Origin of the sequence: Natronococcus roseus (assembly GCF_043677095.1) — an archaeon.
Taxonomy (GTDB): Archaea; Halobacteriota; Halobacteria; order Halobacteriales; family Natrialbaceae; genus Natronococcus; species Natronococcus roseus.
In genome coordinates this window covers 155,862-172,700 of sequence record NZ_JBHLJR010000005.1, presented here as the reverse complement: position 1 = coordinate 172,700, position 16,839 = coordinate 155,862, and the positions used below count along the sequence as shown (strand labels likewise).

The following is a 16,839-nucleotide window of genomic DNA, read 5'->3' as shown; positions in this document are numbered from 1 at the left end:
AATGAAAAGGCTTCTGAAAGCCCTCATAGAGGCTTACTCGAGCGTGAGTATATCCGCGAGTCGGGCTCTCGCGACCGATCGGAACGGAACCGCTTTTCACCCTGCCCCCGGAGTGAACGACCATGGAAGGGACGCCAGTCGCCGTCGACGCCGTACGCGAGGTCGGCTCCGAAACCGTCGCGCTCGAACTCGAGACCCCCGACGGGTTCGACGCGCTCCCGGGGCAGTTCGTCCTGCTCCGGGCCGTGCCGGGAGTCGACGACCAGCAGGCCGATCACGACGAGGACGACGTCGTCGCGCGCCACTACACGCTCTCGTCGGCCTCGGTCGAGGACACGTTCGAACTCACCGTCGGCGTCGATCCCGACGGCGACCTCTCGCCGTGGCTCGCCGCCCTCGAGCCGGGCGCCGTCGTCCACGTCGAGGGCCCGTTCGGCGAGATTACCTACGAGCAAGACCGCGATATCGTCGCGATCGCCGGCGGCCCCGGCGTCGGCCCCGCGGTCTCGATCGCCGAGGCCGCCCACGACGCGGGCCACGACGCCGTCGTCGTCTACCAGGACGACGAACCGGCCCACGTCGACCGCCTCGAGACCCTCGAGGACGCCGGTGCGACGGTCCTCTTCATCGACGAGGGCGACGAGGAGCGCCTGCACGAGGCGATCGAGGACCACCTCGAGGACGGCCAGCTCTACGCCTTCGGCTTCCACGACTTCGTTACCTTCGTCGCCGAGACGATCGACGACGCGGGCGGCGATTCCGACGAGGCGCTGATCGAGAACTTCGGATAAGTTCTCTCGAAGCCGGTGGCGTCGTCTTCGTCGATCGGTCGCTTCGCCCTCAGACTCGGTCGGTCTGCGCGAGGGAGATGCCTCTCGCGATTACGTACAGTAATACGTTGGCGCCGCCGACAACGAGCAGGAAGGACCCGACGTATCGAGAGCCGAGACCGACTACGCTGTCCGAATCGACGAACGCGTAGTAGGCCAGCGGAACGACGGCGATCACTGACCAGATCGCCAACAGTTGGACTATTTCGACGCTCTCGCTCAACATCTCGGGTACGGTTATCTCTGCTCGAGCCATATGGATTCCAAACTATCCTCGCTATCGGTCACTAGCGTACCGAGGTCGGCATCGAACGGGTCCTTGAGTTGCCGCTTTCGCTCCGCCTGTTGCTTCTCGTAGCTCTCTCCGGGAGCGCCCTTTCCGCTCGGTAACTCGAACTCGCACGGGTTCGATCCGGCAAGTTCCACCGTTCGCTTTCGGTTGCCTTGCGGGTTATCCCGACCGTCTCCTCGCCCGTGATCGTCTTCCGCCGCCGCAACTCCGAGACTGTCGAGAGAGACCGATCCTGCAGTTGCTCGGTGTACGGTGTGTCGTCGATATGTCCGTTCATCGGTAGCCACCATACAACTTTCACTCTATCTGATATTTACACTAACTGATGACAATTTAAATAAGATAGCATAGATACAACGAGCCGATCTCGCAGCCAGCGTCTCGCTGAATCAACCGAAATCCCTCGATCGATCCCTCTTCGAGCCGGCTGGTCAAGCCAGCGGTATCCCGGCGGACCCGATCAACGAGGCTCGCCACGAAGATACTCGATTGCCCGTTCGACGAGCCTCTCGGTCGCCTCTTCGGTGAGGGTTCCGGCGTGGGTCGAGATCGCTTCGTGTTTCAGTGTCGCGATGTTCCACGGCGTTGCATACGATCGACGCGGTAGTTCTCCCTCGAGAAAGCGCCCGTCGGTAAGCTCGACCGCGGCCGACCGCGGTGTCGTCGTCAGCGGAATCGCAGTGTACTCCTCGCCGTAGAAGGGATGGGCTTCGGTCGAAACCAGCACGAACGGACGCTTGCTTCGAGGCCCGACGAGATCGGCGCTAACGACGACGGCACCGCGCGGGAAGGGATCGCTCATTCGTCCCGATCGCGAAGGTCTTCGACGTCCTCGTCCCAGTCGGGGTTGTTCGCGTACCAATCGTCCGACTGTCGATCCGCAATCGCCTCCAGACTGACGTGCATGCCCCGATAGGCCGCGATTCGTTCGTCCGAGGCCGCTGCCCACTGATCGCCCTTGTGACGGACGAGTCCGTGGTCTTCGAGGCGGAGCAGGGTCGGGCTGACGCTTCCTCGAGCGACTCCGGTGGCCTCGTGAATCTCCTTCGGTGTGAACCCGTACTCGGGGTTTTCGAGCAGAAACGTGAGGATCCGGTTCGCGTTGGTCCCCTCGCCGAGGTCGATCTGGTGCTCGTCCGGATCGTATTCGTCGAATCGTACTGGCATGAGCGGTATCGCCGTACTATTCGATTGTATCTGCACAGTATTAGACCTACTGGGCAGTACGGGCGACCGCTCGGTTCAGAGAACGTCGTACCGACTTTTCCTCACTCGTCTCGAAGCCGCTCGAGCCGCCCCACGCTGTCTGCATCCCCGGGACCCTTGTCCGAGCGCACGCCGACGAACCGGGGGAATCGCAGGGCGTAACCCGACGAGTACGTCGGCGAGGACTGGATCTCCTCGTAGCCGACCTCGAAGGCGACTGTGGGCTCGAGTTCGACGGTCTGGCCGTCCTCGCTCGCGATGTGGGGCTCGAGCAGTTCGGTCAGCTCCGCGAGCTTTTCGTCCGTAATGCCGGTCGCGACCTTGCCGACCGTCTCGAGCGCGTCACCGTTTCGCACCGACAGCTCGAACGTACCCAGAAACGTCGCCCGCCGTCCCTCGCCCCATTCTGCGCCCGTGACGACGCAGTCCAGCGTCTCGACGTCGGGCTTCCGTTTGCGCCAGTGTTTCCCGCGACGCCCCGGCGAGTACGTCGACTCGAGGTTCTTGAGCATGATCCCCTCGTGGCCCGCCTCGAGGGCGTCGGCGTCGATCCGTTCGATCTCCTCGGGGTGGTCGGTGCGCCACAGCAGGGAGAGCCCCTCGACCTCGTCGGGCTCCTGGCCGGGCTCCTCGCGAAGGACGGCCTCGAGGCGGTCGTGGCGGGTCGCCAGCGGTTCCTCGAGGAGGTCCTCGCCGTCTACGTGCAGGCAGTCGAAGAAGACGGGCCGCACGGCGACGTCCTCGCGGGCCTTCGCGACGTCGTGTTTGCGACGGAAGCGCTTGAGCACCTCCTGGAACGGCAGCGGGGAGCCGTCGTCGTTGATCGCGACGACCTCGCCGTCGAGGATGACGGGTTCGGCGAGACGGTCGTCGGCGAACTCGACGACCTCGGGGAGCGCGTCGGTGACGTCCTCCATGTTTCTCGAGAAGACCCGCGTTTCGCCCGCCGACCCGTTCGGGGAAGTCGCGTCCGCGTCGTCGACCGCCACGCCGCCCGGATCGTGGTGCAGTTGCACCCTGGCACCGTCGTACTTCCATTCGACGCCGGCCTCGTCCCAGTCCTCGAGCGCGTCCGTGACGGTGCCGGCCTGGGCGAGCATCGCCTGGACCGGGCGGCCGACCTCGAGGGCCATCGCGTCGAGTCCCTCACGGCTGTCCTCGAGGGCGACGCGAGCGACCTCGCCGTAGTCGTTCGAGACCTGCAGTGCGCGCTCGACGGACTCGACGGAGACATCGAACGCCTCGCTAATCGCGTCCCTGACCGTCCCCTCGCCGACGCCGATTCGCATCTCCGAGAGCACGAGGCGGGCGAGGTAGCGGGCTTCCTCGCTCGAGCACCGGTTGAACAGGCCAAACAGCAGGTCGACCTTACGGTCCTGGCTGCCCGACCCCTCCGCGGCCGCCAGGTCGTGCAAGGTCTCGTCGACTTCCAGGACCGTGAGGTCGTCGCCCCCGTTCGCGTCGTCGCCGCTACCGCCGCCCGCGAACGCGCCCAGCCCCCGCTGGCCGCCGAACTCGTAGCTCGCGGCCACGTCGCCGATCTCGCCGACCTCGGCGAGGCGGTCCTCGACGTCGTCGGGGGAGACGTTCGTCCCCGCCGCACGGGCGATCGCCTCGTAACAGGCGCTGGGTCCGATGTCGAGCGTTCTCGAGGTCCAGGCGGGAAAGACCCGCCCCTGGACGTAGCGGGCGACGATCTCGACGGTCCGCGAGTCGTCCCCGTCGGCCGCGTCCTCGAGCAGGGTCGCGACGCGGGCGACGATCTCGAGGTCCGCGGGCTCGGCTTCGATCGCGGCGGCTCGGTCGGCGAACGTGGCGAACTCCATCGGCGGTGTGTAGCCGTCCGCGGGTGTAAAACCGTTCGGAGACGGGGCGGTCTCGATGGCGTGCTTTCAAGACAGTCGGGCGCGGACACGGGTGTATGCCATCAGGAGAGGCGGAGCTCGCGGCGCGGGTCGCGGACGTGCTGTCCGTCGACGCCGACGAGTTTCGCGACCGAGCCGAGGCCGACGCCGAGGTGATCAAGGAGGCCGTCGAGGAGGGCGTCTTCGACAACCCGCAGGCGATCGTCGGGTTCGAGTACGAGTTCTACGCCGTCAAATCCGACGACTGCACGCTTCGGCGGGTGCCCCGTCGGCTGCTCGAGCTGATCGGCTTCGAGAAGGAACTCGGCCTGCACAACGCCGAGATGACGACCAGTCCCCAGCCCCTGAGCGCGTACGGCCTGGTTGCCCAGGAGGCCGAGATCAAGGCGCGCCTACAGACCGCGCTTCGAGTGACCCGCTCGGAGGGGATGCGGCTGGTGAGCGACTCGCTGTGGACGATCCCGCCGGAGGGCGAGGACGCGGCGACCTACCTCACCGATAGCATCGAGCAGACGATCACGGATCCCGACGGCACCGAGCGACTGATCCGGGTCGCGACGAACATGAGCGATTCGGGTCGCTACCACGCGATGGCGAACACGAGCGGAGCCGACACCGCGGGGATGCGTATCGAGGCGCCGAACGTCTCCCTGCAGGCCGACACGGTCATGCCCGAGAGCCTGATCACGTCGATCCAGCCCCACTACCAGGTCGCCCACGCGCCCGACCTGCCGCTGTACTTCAACTACGCGCTGCGCGTCGCCGGCCCGCTGCTCGCGCTGGGGGTCAACTCGCCCTTTTTCCCGCCGGATCTGTACGACGACGATGCGACGGCCGAGGACGTCCTCGCGGACGGCTGGATGGAACACCGAATCAGCGTCTTCGAGACGGTGCTCAACGACCCCTCGACGGGCGAGGGGAAAGTCCGGTTCCCGAAGGATCTCGGGAGCGTCGACGAGGCAATCGATCGCATCGCGGCCGACGACACCATCGTCCCGATGCCCGTCGACGACGGCGAGCGCTTCGACGACAGCTTCTCGCACTTCCGACGCAAGCACGGCACCTACTGGCGGTGGGTTCGCCCGGTGTTCGGCGGGCCGACTCGCTCGGCCGCCAACGCCCGCATCGAGTTCCGCCCCGTCGCCGCCCAGCCCACAGTCAGAGATTCGATCGCGTTTCTCGCGGCGTTTGCCGGCCTGCTCGAGAGCCTGACCCGTCTCGAGCATCCGATCGTCGAACTCGACTGGGAGGTCGCCCGCGAGAACTTCTACGCCGCGATGCGCGAGGGGTTCGACGCCGAACTAACCTGGATCACCAACGACGGGCGGGAGACCACGGATCGGCTCGAGCTCTACGAGGACCTGCTGGCCCACGCCGAGGACGGGCTCACGAACCGCGGGCTCACCGAGGAGGAGGCCGCGAAGTACCTCTACCCGCTCCGGCGGCGGGTTCGCCAGAAGATGACCCCCGCTCGCTGGAAACACGATCGGGTCCGGGAGGCGGTCGACGACGGCGCCGACCTCGAGGCGGCGATCGAATCGATGCAACAGCGCTACGTCGAGAACCAGTCCGAAACCCTTCTCGAGGGAAGCTTCGCCGACTGGTTCGTCGACCGGTAGCGTCCTCGAGGGGGCAGTTACGGATGGGTTTCGCAGGACGTATATTCCGGCGTGACTCTCACCTGCAACGTTTTTATCACTTCGAGTGTATTCTCGCGTATGAACCGACGACGCTACCTCGCGGGAACCGGATCGGTGGTCGCGGTCGGAACGGCCGGCGGCTACGCGGTCGGGCGCGCGAACGGAGACGACGAGGCAGACGCCGAGTCGACCGAGACGGAGAGCGACGGGGAGTCGACCCCGGACGAATCGGAGGAAGAACCCGCCGCGGACGACGAGGAACCCTCCATCCGAACCATCCTTCACCTGACCAGCGGCGACGAGGGGGACCACGACCGGGCGCTGACAAACCTGGAGAACCTGCTGGCCGACGAGACGACCGACACCGACGCGGTCGAGTTCGTCGTCAACGGGCCGGCGATCTCGATCTACGTCGCCGACGAGACCGACCACGCCGATCGGATCCGAACCCTTGCTGAGGACGGCGTCGCGTTCACGGGCTGTGCGAACTCCCTCGAGGGGTTCGGGATCGACGAGTCGGAACTGCTCGAGGAGGCGACGATCGTTCCCGCCTCTGTCGGCGAGATCGCGAAACTCCAGGCGGAGGGGTACGGCTATATCAAGGTTCCCTGAGTCGCGGTTCGGCTCCATAGCTCGAGCGCGACGTCGCCGTCGGATAGTCACGCCTTGCCGCTTTCCCCACCCCCGAGTGGCGGGTCGACGTAGCGCCGTTCATGCCACCGACGGAGATTCCACAGCCCGGACTCGGAACCTCGGGCCACGAGGGCGAGTCCTGTACCGAGGCCGTTCTGACTGCACTCGAGGCCGGCTACCGCCACATCGACACGGCACAGATGTACGACAACGAGGCCGCAGTCGGGCGGGCGCTCGAGGAGAGCGACGTCGACCGCGAGGACGTCTTCCTCGCGACGAAGGTCCACCCCGAGAACCTCGCACGCGAGGACGTGATCGAGACGACCGAGGAGAGCCTCGAGCGCTTGGGCGTCGAGTCGGTCGACCTGCTGTACGTCCACTGGCCGACGAGCGCGTACGATCCCCAGGAGACGCTGCCGGCGTTCGACGAGGTCCGCGACCGCGGCTGGACCGACCACGTCGGCGTCAGCAACTTTACGATCGACCTCCTCGAGGAGGCACTGGAGATCCTCGAGGCCCCGGTCCTCGCCAACCAGGTCGAACTCCACCCGCGGCTCCAGCAGGATGACCTCGTTTCGTTCGCGCGCGATCGGGACGTGACGACGGTGGCGTACTGCCCCATCGCGAAAGCCGAGGTCAACGAGACCGACGAACTGCAGGAGATCGCAAATGCCCACGACGTGAGCCCGGTTCAGGTCGCACTGGCCTGGCACTACGGGCGGGAGGGGGTCGTCCCGATCCCGAAGGGGACCGGCGACCACATCCGCGAGAACTACGACGCCCTCGACCTCGAGCTGACCGACGACCAGCTCGAGCGCATCGCCGACCTCGATCGCGGCGAGCGACTGGTCGACCCCGACGAGGCGGCCTGGAACCGGTAGCGACGCTGTCGATTTCGAGAACTCAGTCGGTCAGTACGCGTGCGAAAGGAACCGTCGACGATACGTCTGCAGTGCGTATGGATCGTCCGGCGTTGTGCCTGCAGTACCGATCAACCACCGCGGGGTGGGACTGAAAGGGGCTGGCGGTCTCGACCGTTCCGACGACGCAAGCACGCGACTGCACGGAGCGCGCACAGCGAGTCAGAACGGTCGAGAACGCCAGGGGCTTTCGCGGTAGTGACGACGAGTAGCAGTCCTGCTCGCACGAACACAAGGGATCGCACGCCCTCCCCAGCCGATTTCTGCTCACGGGCTATCAGCCCGTCTGCTCACGGGTCACAGACCCGTTCGCATGGTATGCGAGACCGGAGGTCTCGCACTATTCGCACGGTCCGCGGAACCTACGGTTCCGCGCTACGCTCGCTCCGCTGTCGCTCGCTCATCCACTGGAAGACGCAGCGCGTCTTCCAAGCCGTTCGCTCGCATAGCTCGCGAAGACCTCACGCAACATCGTCGACCGTCCTCACTGACGTTCAGACGGTCGACAGCACGCGCCTCCGCAGAAAGAGTGGTCGGACCGGAGTGACACGTAGTCCACCCGTACGTACCGTTCTCGCCGGCGAATCTGTGAGCTGTTCGACGGAACCCTCATTCCCCTGGCCACGCGGGGTCGCAACACATTAGGCGCCCTCGCTCGAGACTCCCGCGTATGGTCACGTTTCTCTCCGGGGGGACCGGAACGCCGAAGCTGCTCGACGGCCTCGAGGCCGCGTTCTCGCCGGCGGAGACGACCGTCGTCGCCAACACCGGGGACGACATCGAGCTCGGCGGACTGTTCGTCTCGCCGGACGTCGACACCGTCCTCTTCCAGGGCGGTGACGTCCTCGATCGCGAGACGTGGTGGGGGATCGAGGACGACAGCCACGAGACGAACGCCGAACTGATGGCGCTCGCCGACGCCGCGGGACTGCCGACGGGGCCGCAGTACCTCGCCGACGACCGACAGACCGCAGGCCGCGAGCTCGCGAACTGGCGGCGCTTCTCGGGGGTCGCCGAGTTCATGACGATCGGCGACCGGGACCGAGCCGTCCACATCACGCGGACGAGCCTTCTCGATCAGGGGCACTCGCTGAGCGAGGCGACCGAAACGCTCGCCGACGCCTTTGACCTCGAGTTCGACCTGCTGCCGATGAGCGACGATCCCGTCGCGAGCATCGTCCACACCCCCGACGGCCCGATGCACTTCCAGGAGTACTGGGTCGCCGAGCGCGGCGCGCCGATTGTCGAGGACGTCGAGTTCCGGGGTGCCGAGAGCGCCGCCCCCGCTCCCGGCGTGCTCGAGGCCCTGTCCGAGCCCGTCGTTCTCGGCCCCTCCAATCCCGTCACCAGCGTCGGGCCGATGCTCGCCGTGCCGGGGATCGCCGACGCGCTCGCGGAGACGACCGTCGTCGCCGTCTCGCCGTTCCTCGGGGACGAGGCGTTCTCGGGGCCCGCCGCGGAGCTGATGGACGCGGTCGGCTACGAGCCCGGCACCGCGGGGCTGGCCGAGGCCTACCCCTTCGCCGACGCGTTCGTACTCGACGAGGACGACGGGACGAGCCTCGAGGCACCGACGGTCCGGACCGACATCCGAATCGACGACTCGAGCGACGCCGAGCGCGTGATCGGCGCGGTCGAGGACGCCCTCGAGCGGGTGCGCTGAGATGTTCGAGCCACCGCTCGCGCTGGCGAGTCTCAGCGGGGAGGCCGACGCCGACTGGGCCCGTGCCGGCGCCGACTACGCGGGCGCCGCGTTCCTCGGCGGGATCGCCCTCGATGCGGAGTCGAGGGCCGCGGCCCGCGAGATGGTCCGCGACCGCGACCGAACCGAATTTCTCCCCGAAGACCCACTCGCGTTCGTCGACCACGAGTTGGCTGCCCTCGAGGACGTCCCGATCCGTCCAGGATTCAACGTTCGCAGCGCGACTCCGGGACCGGTCGTCGACGCGGCGCGAGTCTGTCGGGATCGGGGGGCCGTCCTCGAGATCAACGCTCACTGTCGCCAGGACGAGCTCTGTGGCGTCGGCTGCGGCGAGACGCTGTTGCGGGACAGCGAACGGCTCCGCGAGTACGTCGCCCGCGCGACCGAGACGGGAGCGCCCGTCGGGGTCAAGGTCCGCGCGGAGGTTCCGGGGGTCGACCTGCCCGCGCTCGCAACCGAACTCGAGGACGCGGGCGCGTCGTTCGTCCACGTCGACGCGATGGACACGGAGTCGGTGATCGCAGCGGTCGTCGCGGCGACCGACCTGTACGTAATCGCGAACAACGGCGTCCGCGACGACGAGACGGTTCGGGAGTACGCGGCCTACGGCGCCGACGCGGTCAGCGTCGGCCGTCCCAGCGACGACCCCGCCGTCCTCGAGCGCGTCCGCGGAGCGGTCGATCGACGCTTCGACGATTGATCGAGCATCGGTGTCGGTGATAGCGCTCCGAAATCGCCGGTCGCGATTCGCACCTTTTTTCGATCGATTATTCGGTGGTTACTATGGCGATTTGGGACCGAAGAGTCTCCACCGACCCGGATAGTTCGATCCGCGCTATTCGACCATGTATTGAGGTATTTATCCATAATACAATTGTACACAACTGTTGTGTATAGAATAAGTTCTCCAGTAGTAACCTGATAGCAATAGTCGTCTCGACGGGAGGGTGTGTATGGCAAACTGGCGTCGTCGATCGGTGCTGTCGACCGGTGTAGCGCTCGCGGCTGGAGGCGTGCTGGCCTCCACCGGAACGGCCGAGACGGAGTTCGAGGGAACGACGAGTTCCGAAGCGGACGGGTGGTCGTCCTACCGCGGAAACGCGGGAAACACCGCGTTCGTGCCAGCGGACGGTGCGTTCCCCGAACCCGGGACGATCGCCTGGACGTACGACCGGGCGGGCGACCTCGCGGCCGTCGACGGAGCGGTCTACCTCCGAACCGGGACGGACGTCCACGCGCTCGAGGACAGTGATGGATCGGTAGCCTGGACCGCGGAGGGGCTCGGCGCCGCCGGAACCCCGGCCGTTGCCGGCGACACCGTCTACGTCGGCGGCGAGGGGCTCACGGCCCTGGACGCCGCCAGTGGCGAGGTGCGGTGGACGACCGCTCTCGAGGGCGGGGAGTCGACGTCCCCGACGGTCGCCGACGGGACCGTCTACCTCGTCGCCGACGGGGAACTGCTCGCGGTCGACGCGGCCGACGGCGACGTCGAGTGGCGCCGCGAGTCGGTCGTCCTCGAGCGAGAGGCCGAGTCCGGGACGTCCGAGGTCGACGACGCGACCGTCTCCGTCGCAGCCGTCCCCCTCGCGGTCGCGAACGGGTCGGTGTACGCGGCCGTCGGCGACGGAATCGGCGTCGACGGCACCGCCGGCTTCGCCGCCTTCGACGCGGAAACCGGCGAGATCCGGTGGACCTACTGGGAGCAGTGGCGATGGGATCCCCACGGATACGTGGTGGCGACCGCCGACAGGGTCTACACCGGCTCGATCGCCGACGACGACACCTTTCCGATACTCGACGCCGACACCGGCGCGGAAGTCGAGCGGCTCACGTTCAGGTTCCCGCCCGCGATGACCGACGAGACGCGTGTAACGGCGGACCGACACGGATTCTCGAGCGCCGACCACGAGGCGACCGAGAACTGGAGCGAGGGCGGCGGAACGGACGCCTGGCGGCTTCCGGTGATCGTCGGCGAGACGCTCATCGTCCCCTACTATCCGGGCGACGACCACGTGAACGCGCTGTACGGGTTCGACCTCGAGGACGGCACCGAGCAGTGGACGTTCACCCACGACGACCTCGATATCGGCGATCTCTCGGACTGGTACGCCGCCAGCGAGGACACCGTCTACGTCGCCGCGAGCGGAGACGCAGGCGACGAACGGCTGGTAGCCGTCCGCTCCGGATCCGATGGCGAGGACGAAGGAGACGAGACAGAGGAAGACGAGGGGACGCAGGAAAGCGACGGCGACGAGGAGGCCGAAGACGAGGAGACGGACGACGAAGCCGAGGCGGAGGAAAGGGATGACGAGAACGAAGACGAGGGGAACGACTCGGACGACTCGAGCGACGACGAGAACGAGGAGCCCGCCAGCGACGACGGCGGGAACGAGGAAAGCGGAGACGACTCGAGTGACGATAGCGGGAACGAGGAGCCCGCCAGCGACGACGGAAACGATTCCGCCGACGAGTCCGAGAGCGACGACACTGGTGGCCAGGACGGCTCCGACGAGGACGGAAGCGACGGTTCGGACGGCGACGATGGGGCTGCTGATTCGGAGAGCGACGACCTCGAGGAGACGACCGACGGTGCCGATAGCTCCGAAACCGACGACGGCTACACCGGTGAGGAGACGGACGGTGACACCGACGGGAACGCCACTTCCGACTCCGACGGAACCGACGACGACGGAGTGACGGACGACGACGAAACCGATGCCGGAGCGACGGACGACACGACCACAGGTGATGACGAGGTGACGGCCGACGGCTCGGACAACGGGACTCGAGAAACCGAGGAGAACAGCTCCGCGAGTAGCCGGGACGGCGACGAAGTCGACGAGCCGGACGACGGTGACTCCGCCGACGAGGACGACGACATCGAGGAGATGCCCGGCTTTACCACCGGGGCCGGGATCGCCGGTGGCGCCCTCGGCCTCGAGTGGCTGCGCCGACGCGCGAGCGTCGACGAGGACGACCTCGAGTAACTCGAGTTCTCGTACTGTCTGCTGTACGTCAGTTCCGGTGGGACCGCGATTCAGTCTGCGGTCCCACCGGCAACTCGGTACAGCAAACCGTATCACTCGACGGTGACGCTCTTCGCGAGGTTACGCGGTCTGTCGATCGATCGACCCAGTCGGTTGGCGACCCAGTAGGCGAGCAGCTGCAGCTGGACGTTCGCCAGGATCGGGTAGAACCGCCAGTGGGTCTCGGGCACCGAGAGGACGTGATCGGCGTGGCCCGCGACCGCGTCCGGATCGTCCGTCACCGCGACGATCGGCGCCCCTCGAGCCTCGACCTCCGTGACGTTGCCGAGCATTCGGTCGGTGTTCTTCCGGCCGTTGACGAGCGCGACCACCGGCGTCGCCTCGCTCACGAGCGCGAGGGGCCCGTGTTTGAGCTCGCCCGCGGGGAACCCCTCTGCGTGCTCGTACGTGATCTCCTTCATCTTGAGCGCGCCCTCGAGGGCGACCGGCGCCTCGTACCCCCGGCCGATGAAGAAGTAGGCGTCGGCACCGACGTACTCCTCGGCGACGGCGCGAGCGTTCGAGGTGTCGAGGATCGACTGAATCTCGTCGGGAAGCTCGCGAAGCGCCTCGACGAACCGCCGCGAGCACTCACCGGTGAGCGCGCTCGAGAGCGTCGCCAGGGCGACCTGCTGGGAGGTAAACGTCTTCGTCGCGGCGACGCCGATCTCCGGCCCCGCGCGGATGTACATCGTGCGATCGGCCTCCCGCGCGGCCGAACTGCCGACGACGTTCGTGACGGCGAGCGTTTGCGCACCGACCCCGTTCGCGGTCCGGAGCGCGCGCAGAGTATCGGCCGTCTCCCCGCTCTGGGTGACGCCGACGACCAGCGTCTCGTCGTCGACTGGGAGCCGCTCGACATCGTACTCGCTCGCGAGAAACGCCGTCGCCCGAACGTCTCGCTCGCGGAACAGCCGTGCACCGTACAGGGAGGCGTGATAGGACGTGCCACAGGCGACGAACTGCACGTCGGTCGGCCGCGCGAGGCCGTCGAGCTCCTCGATCGCGATCGACCCCTCGAGCGGTCGGAGCCGTCCGCGGAGACACTCCCGGATCGACCGGGGCTGTTCGTAGATCTCCTTCAACATGTAGTGGTCGTAGCCGCTCTTGCCGGCATCCTCGGGATCCCAGTCGACGGTTTCGACCGAGACGTTCACGAGCGCGCCCCGCTCGTCCCGGACCTCGATCCCGCTGGGTCTGATCGTCGCGAACTGTCCGTCCTCGAGGTAGACGACCTCGTCGGTGTACTCGAGGAAGGCGGGAACGTCGCTGGCCAGCAGCGCACAGCCGTCGTCGACGCCGAGCACGAGCGGCGACTGGTATCGGGTCGCGTACACCTCCTTTCGGCCGTGAAACACCGCTGCGACGGCGTAGCTCCCCTCGAGGCGCTCGATCGCCTGCCGGAACGCAGCATCCTCGTCGGCACCGTACTCGAGGGCCGTCTCGATCAGGTGAGGGATGACCTCGGTGTCGGTCTCGCTGTCGAAGACGTGACCGGCCTCCTCGAGTTCGCCGCGAAGCTCGCGGTAGTTCTCGACGATTCCGTTGTGGACGACCGCGACGCGACCCTCGCAGTCGGTGTGCGGGTGTGCGTTCTCGTCGGACGGCGGTCCGTGCGTGCTCCAGCGGGTGTGGCCGATCCCCGCCAGGGCGTCGACGGTTCCGTCCGGGAGCGTCTCCTCGAGCGTCTCGAGTTCGCCCTTCCGTTTGTAGACCGAGACCGACGGCTCCGCGATCGCGATCCCCGCCGAATCGTAGCCGCGGTACTCCAGTTTCGAGAGTCCGCTCGAGAGGACCTCGACGACGCTCCTGTCCGCCTCTCCACCCGCGTATCCGATGATGCCACACATCAGGAACGCACCTCCGTTCCGCCGGCGAGCGTTCCGCGGACTGTCGTCCCGGTCTGGATGTCCGTTTCGGGCCCGACGAGTGCCCCGGGAACGTAGTCGACGCCGCCGCGGTCGACAACGCGGTCGGCCAGTAGCGCGCCGAGGTCTTCGTCCTCGTAGACGGTGTCTCCGACGCGAACGTCCCCCGGGCCGCCCGGAATCGTCGATCCCGGGCCGATCTCGACGCCGGTCCCGGTGACGCACTCGATGACGGTCGCGTTGGCGCCGATCGTGGTATCGTCGTCGACGACGCTACGCTCGAGGACGGCGTTCGAACCGACGGCCACGTTCTCCCCGAGGCAGACGTACGGTCCGACGACGGCCCCGGGTCCGATCGCGCAGTCCCGATCGATCACGACGGGACCGCGGACGACTGCGTCGTCGTGGATCGTCGCCTCGCGGCCGCTGATCTCCGGATCGCCGTTGACGAACCCCGTCTCGAACAGTTCGGCGGAGACGTCGAGGAGATCCCATGGGTAGGTCGCGTCGACCCACAGCCCCTCGGAGACGGCCCCGCGAACGGCTTCGCCGTCGTCGACGAGCGCCGAGAGGCCGTCGACGAGGTGGCGCTCGCCGTCCCGCGGCTCCGTCGCTCGCACGGCGTCGAACGCAGCCGACTCGAGGACGTATACGCCGGCGTTGAGCAGGTATTCGTCGTCACTTTGCGGATTCTCGGTGAGACGGGTCACGCGTCCGTCGTCGACGAGAGCACCGCCGTACGGTTGGACGGTCGCTCGCCGCAACAGCGCGACCGTCGCGACGGCGTCCGAATCGTGTGCGGCCAGAACGTCGCCGACGATGAGACTGGTGACGATCTGATCCCCGTTGATCACCAGACAGGGTTTCTCGACGCGGGATTCGGCTTCGAGCACCGCGTGGCCGGTTCCGAGCTGCTTCTCCTGGAGAACGTAGCTGATCGGCACGTTCCGGTACGTCGAGCCGAAGTACGACTGAACGCGATCGCGTCGGTAGCCGACGACGACGACGAGTTCCGAGATTCCAGCGTCGATGAGCTGATTGAAGACGTGCTCGAGGATCGGTTTCGTCGCCGCCGGGAGCATCGGCTTGGGGCGGTTCCGTGTCAGCGGACGGAGACGGGTTCCCTCTCCGGCGGCCAGGACGATCGCGGAGCGTTCGGACATATCCCATTCCCTGGAGAACGGGACTCTTGGCTATCATCGACCGTCTCGTCACTCCAACGGACAATATACTGAATGAACTCTACCCTGTATCGATATAACCGAGGAAATAGTTTCTTTCGGAACGACAGATCGCGGGGGCGAGAGACACCCTCCTTGCCGTCGTGACGGGACGCTCGCGCTCTCAGCGGTTCGTCTACTCTCCGGATCTACAGTCCGGCTAGTAATCTCCTCCTGTCCAACGATCGGTTCTCGTCGTCGGTTCGTTCAGACGACCGTCGATCCCGAAGACTCAGTCCGATCGCTGATCGACTGTCGGTTTCAGCCCCGTCGACAGATCGACGTGGATATACTCGTCGTCATCCACCTGCACTGTCAGCAGATCCGGGTCGTTTCCCGAGAGAGCGTGGACGTCACTGATCGTCCCTTCTCTGTAATCGAGTTCGTCCGACTGAGATGTCCGGTCGACGTACGGGACCACGACGCGCTCGCCCAGAAGTTCGTGGTCGTCATCGCGCTGGGCCGCGCGAAGCCGATACCGTAGCGGCGAGGTCGTTGCGGCGAGGGCGACCCGTCCTACGCAGAGCACGCAGCAGTCGGCTACCCGTCCGTGGTAACAGCCATCACGGTGAGCCGGGGCGTGGAGCTTTCCTTGCGGGCCTCGCTCGAGAACCATGTCTATTTCAAATAGAGGTACTGATAAATATAAGCTATCCACCAGAATTAAACATTCTGAGAAGCGTTTATATAGAGTGAAGCTGCGAGTAGCTCTTTCAAACCGTCACAAGAACGGATGCGACCGAGGCGCTAGCTCGACGCCTTTTCGCAAACGAGAATGTTCCGATAGCTTAGTGTCGGGAACCGTGTACAGATGTGATCGAACAGATCTCCAGGAAGGGACAGCGTGGTGTCTACGCCACAGCCGACGACTCGGTCTACCCTGAAACCGTGTCGTTCGAGGGTCTCTCGAAACGGACCGAGGGTCATGACGTTCGTTCGCTCCGCTGTCATCTCCGATCCCGAGCCGCGTTCGGAGTAACAGCAGTCGAACTCCGGGCGGAGCGAGTACGGCATTCGCCCGGCCAGCAACGCGAGACGGTTGTGAAGCGACGCCAGGTTCGGGAGCGAGACGACGAACGTTCCGTCCGCTTTCAACACGCGGTGAATCTCCCGGAAATAGTGGGTATCGTTCTCGATGTAATCGAACACCTCGCCGGAGTGGACGCTGTCGAAGGTTCCGCTCTCGAACGGTATTTTCTCGCGGTCGATGTCGAGTACCACGCCGTTCACGCCGTGGTTTCGGGCCGCTCTGATATTCGATTGGGAAACATCGACTCCGCAAATATCGGTCGCTCCGCACGCGTTCCCGATTCGGACCGTGAGCGACCCGTCTCCACACCCGACGTCCAGGAGTCGATCGAAGCTATACTCGGAGTAAACCGCATGCAGTCTCGACCCGCGGTTCGTTCGGGTTGCGTGCGCAGATCTGTCTTCTCTGAAGATCATCTCCTGAGAAGCGTATCCGAAACACGTTCTTAACTGTGTCACACCGATCCACACCGTAATCCGATCGATATACGGGATACAGCTCGTCGACTGCACTACGTCCTCCATCGGGACAGAGGAATCGTCGAGTTGCCGTCGCTGATTCGTTCTCGCGTGAGCAACGTAATTCGCGATGTCGGACGGCTACAGAG

At 66.0% G+C, this 16,839-nt stretch carries 15 protein-coding genes; 7 read left to right on the top strand and 8 right to left on the bottom strand.

Annotated features, from left to right (window positions below):
• The first annotated feature begins 122 nt into the window (after positions 1-122).
• A complete protein-coding gene (locus ACFEMD_RS14865) occupies positions 123-791 on the top strand; it encodes an FAD-dependent oxidoreductase (protein ID WP_394741863.1) in 669 nt (222 codons plus the stop codon).
• 49 nt (positions 792-840) lie between these two features.
• Here ACFEMD_RS14865 and ACFEMD_RS14860 read toward each other — a convergent pair whose 3' ends face one another.
• From ACFEMD_RS14860 to ligA, 4 genes are all read right to left on the bottom strand, one after another.
• The gene (locus ACFEMD_RS14860; protein WP_394741862.1) at positions 841-1,086 is read right to left on the bottom strand and encodes a hypothetical protein; all 246 of its coding nucleotides are present in this window, start codon (positions 1,084-1,086) and stop codon (positions 841-843) included.
• Positions 1,087-1,582: 496 nt separating this feature from the next.
• Positions 1,583-1,924, bottom strand: a complete 342-nt coding sequence (locus tag ACFEMD_RS14855; RefSeq protein ID WP_394741861.1) for a hypothetical protein — start codon at positions 1,922-1,924, stop codon at positions 1,583-1,585.
• Positions 1,921-2,289 carry a MarR family transcriptional regulator gene (locus ACFEMD_RS14850; protein WP_394741860.1) on the bottom strand — a complete coding sequence of 123 codons (369 nt, stop codon included), beginning with the start codon at positions 2,287-2,289 and terminating at the stop codon, positions 1,921-1,923. The genes ACFEMD_RS14855 and ACFEMD_RS14850 overlap by 4 nt, the downstream gene beginning before the upstream one ends.
• 101 nt (positions 2,290-2,390) lie before the next feature.
• Positions 2,391-4,154, bottom strand: coding sequence for an ATP-dependent DNA ligase LigA (ligA, locus tag ACFEMD_RS14845; RefSeq protein ID WP_394741859.1), 1,764 nt, complete (start codon positions 4,152-4,154; stop codon positions 2,391-2,393).
• A gap of 95 nt (positions 4,155-4,249) precedes the next feature.
• Between ligA and ACFEMD_RS14840 the strand changes: the two genes are divergently transcribed.
• From ACFEMD_RS14840 to ACFEMD_RS14815, 6 genes are all read left to right on the top strand, one after another.
• The gene (locus ACFEMD_RS14840) at positions 4,250-5,812 is read left to right on the top strand and encodes a hypothetical protein (RefSeq protein WP_394741858.1); all 1,563 of its coding nucleotides are present in this window, start codon (positions 4,250-4,252) and stop codon (positions 5,810-5,812) included.
• A gap of 99 nt (positions 5,813-5,911) precedes the next feature.
• Complete coding sequence (locus ACFEMD_RS14835; protein WP_394741856.1) at positions 5,912-6,445, top strand: DsrE family protein; 534 nt, start codon at positions 5,912-5,914, stop codon at positions 6,443-6,445.
• A 101-nt stretch (positions 6,446-6,546) separates the two neighbouring features.
• The gene (locus ACFEMD_RS14830) at positions 6,547-7,347 is read left to right on the top strand and encodes an aldo/keto reductase (RefSeq protein ID WP_394741854.1); all 801 of its coding nucleotides are present in this window, start codon (positions 6,547-6,549) and stop codon (positions 7,345-7,347) included.
• A 709-nt stretch (positions 7,348-8,056) separates the two neighbouring features.
• Positions 8,057-9,049, top strand: coding sequence for a 2-phospho-L-lactate transferase (gene cofD / locus ACFEMD_RS14825; protein ID WP_394741853.1), 993 nt, complete (start codon positions 8,057-8,059; stop codon positions 9,047-9,049).
• 1 nt (position 9,050) lies between these two features.
• Positions 9,051-9,788 carry a tRNA-dihydrouridine synthase gene (locus ACFEMD_RS14820; protein WP_394741852.1) on the top strand — a complete coding sequence of 246 codons (738 nt, stop codon included), beginning with the start codon at positions 9,051-9,053 and terminating at the stop codon, positions 9,786-9,788.
• Between the two features lie 253 nt (positions 9,789-10,041).
• Positions 10,042-12,075, top strand: coding sequence for a PQQ-binding-like beta-propeller repeat protein (locus ACFEMD_RS14815; protein WP_394741851.1), 2,034 nt, complete (start codon positions 10,042-10,044; stop codon positions 12,073-12,075).
• A gap of 92 nt (positions 12,076-12,167) precedes the next feature.
• Here ACFEMD_RS14815 and glmS read toward each other — a convergent pair whose 3' ends face one another.
• The 4 genes from glmS to ACFEMD_RS14795 all read right to left on the bottom strand — a co-directional run bounded on the left by glmS (position 12,168) and on the right by ACFEMD_RS14795 (position 16,648).
• Positions 12,168-13,964: a glutamine--fructose-6-phosphate transaminase (isomerizing) gene (gene glmS, locus ACFEMD_RS14810; protein ID WP_394741850.1), complete on the bottom strand. Its 1,797-nt coding sequence runs from the start codon at positions 13,962-13,964 to the stop codon at positions 12,168-12,170.
• A complete protein-coding gene (locus ACFEMD_RS14805; RefSeq protein ID WP_394741849.1) occupies positions 13,964-15,145 on the bottom strand; it encodes a sugar phosphate nucleotidyltransferase in 1,182 nt (393 codons plus the stop codon). Before ACFEMD_RS14805 ends, glmS begins: the two co-directional genes overlap by 1 nt.
• Before the next feature lie 289 nt (positions 15,146-15,434).
• Entirely contained in the window at positions 15,435-15,818 is a 384-nt protein-coding gene (locus tag ACFEMD_RS14800; protein WP_394741847.1) for a hypothetical protein, read from the bottom strand.
• Positions 15,819-15,949: 131 nt separating this feature from the next.
• Positions 15,950-16,648 carry a class I SAM-dependent methyltransferase gene (locus ACFEMD_RS14795; RefSeq protein WP_394741846.1) on the bottom strand — a complete coding sequence of 233 codons (699 nt, stop codon included), beginning with the start codon at positions 16,646-16,648 and terminating at the stop codon, positions 15,950-15,952.
• Positions 16,649-16,839 lie beyond the last annotated feature (191 nt).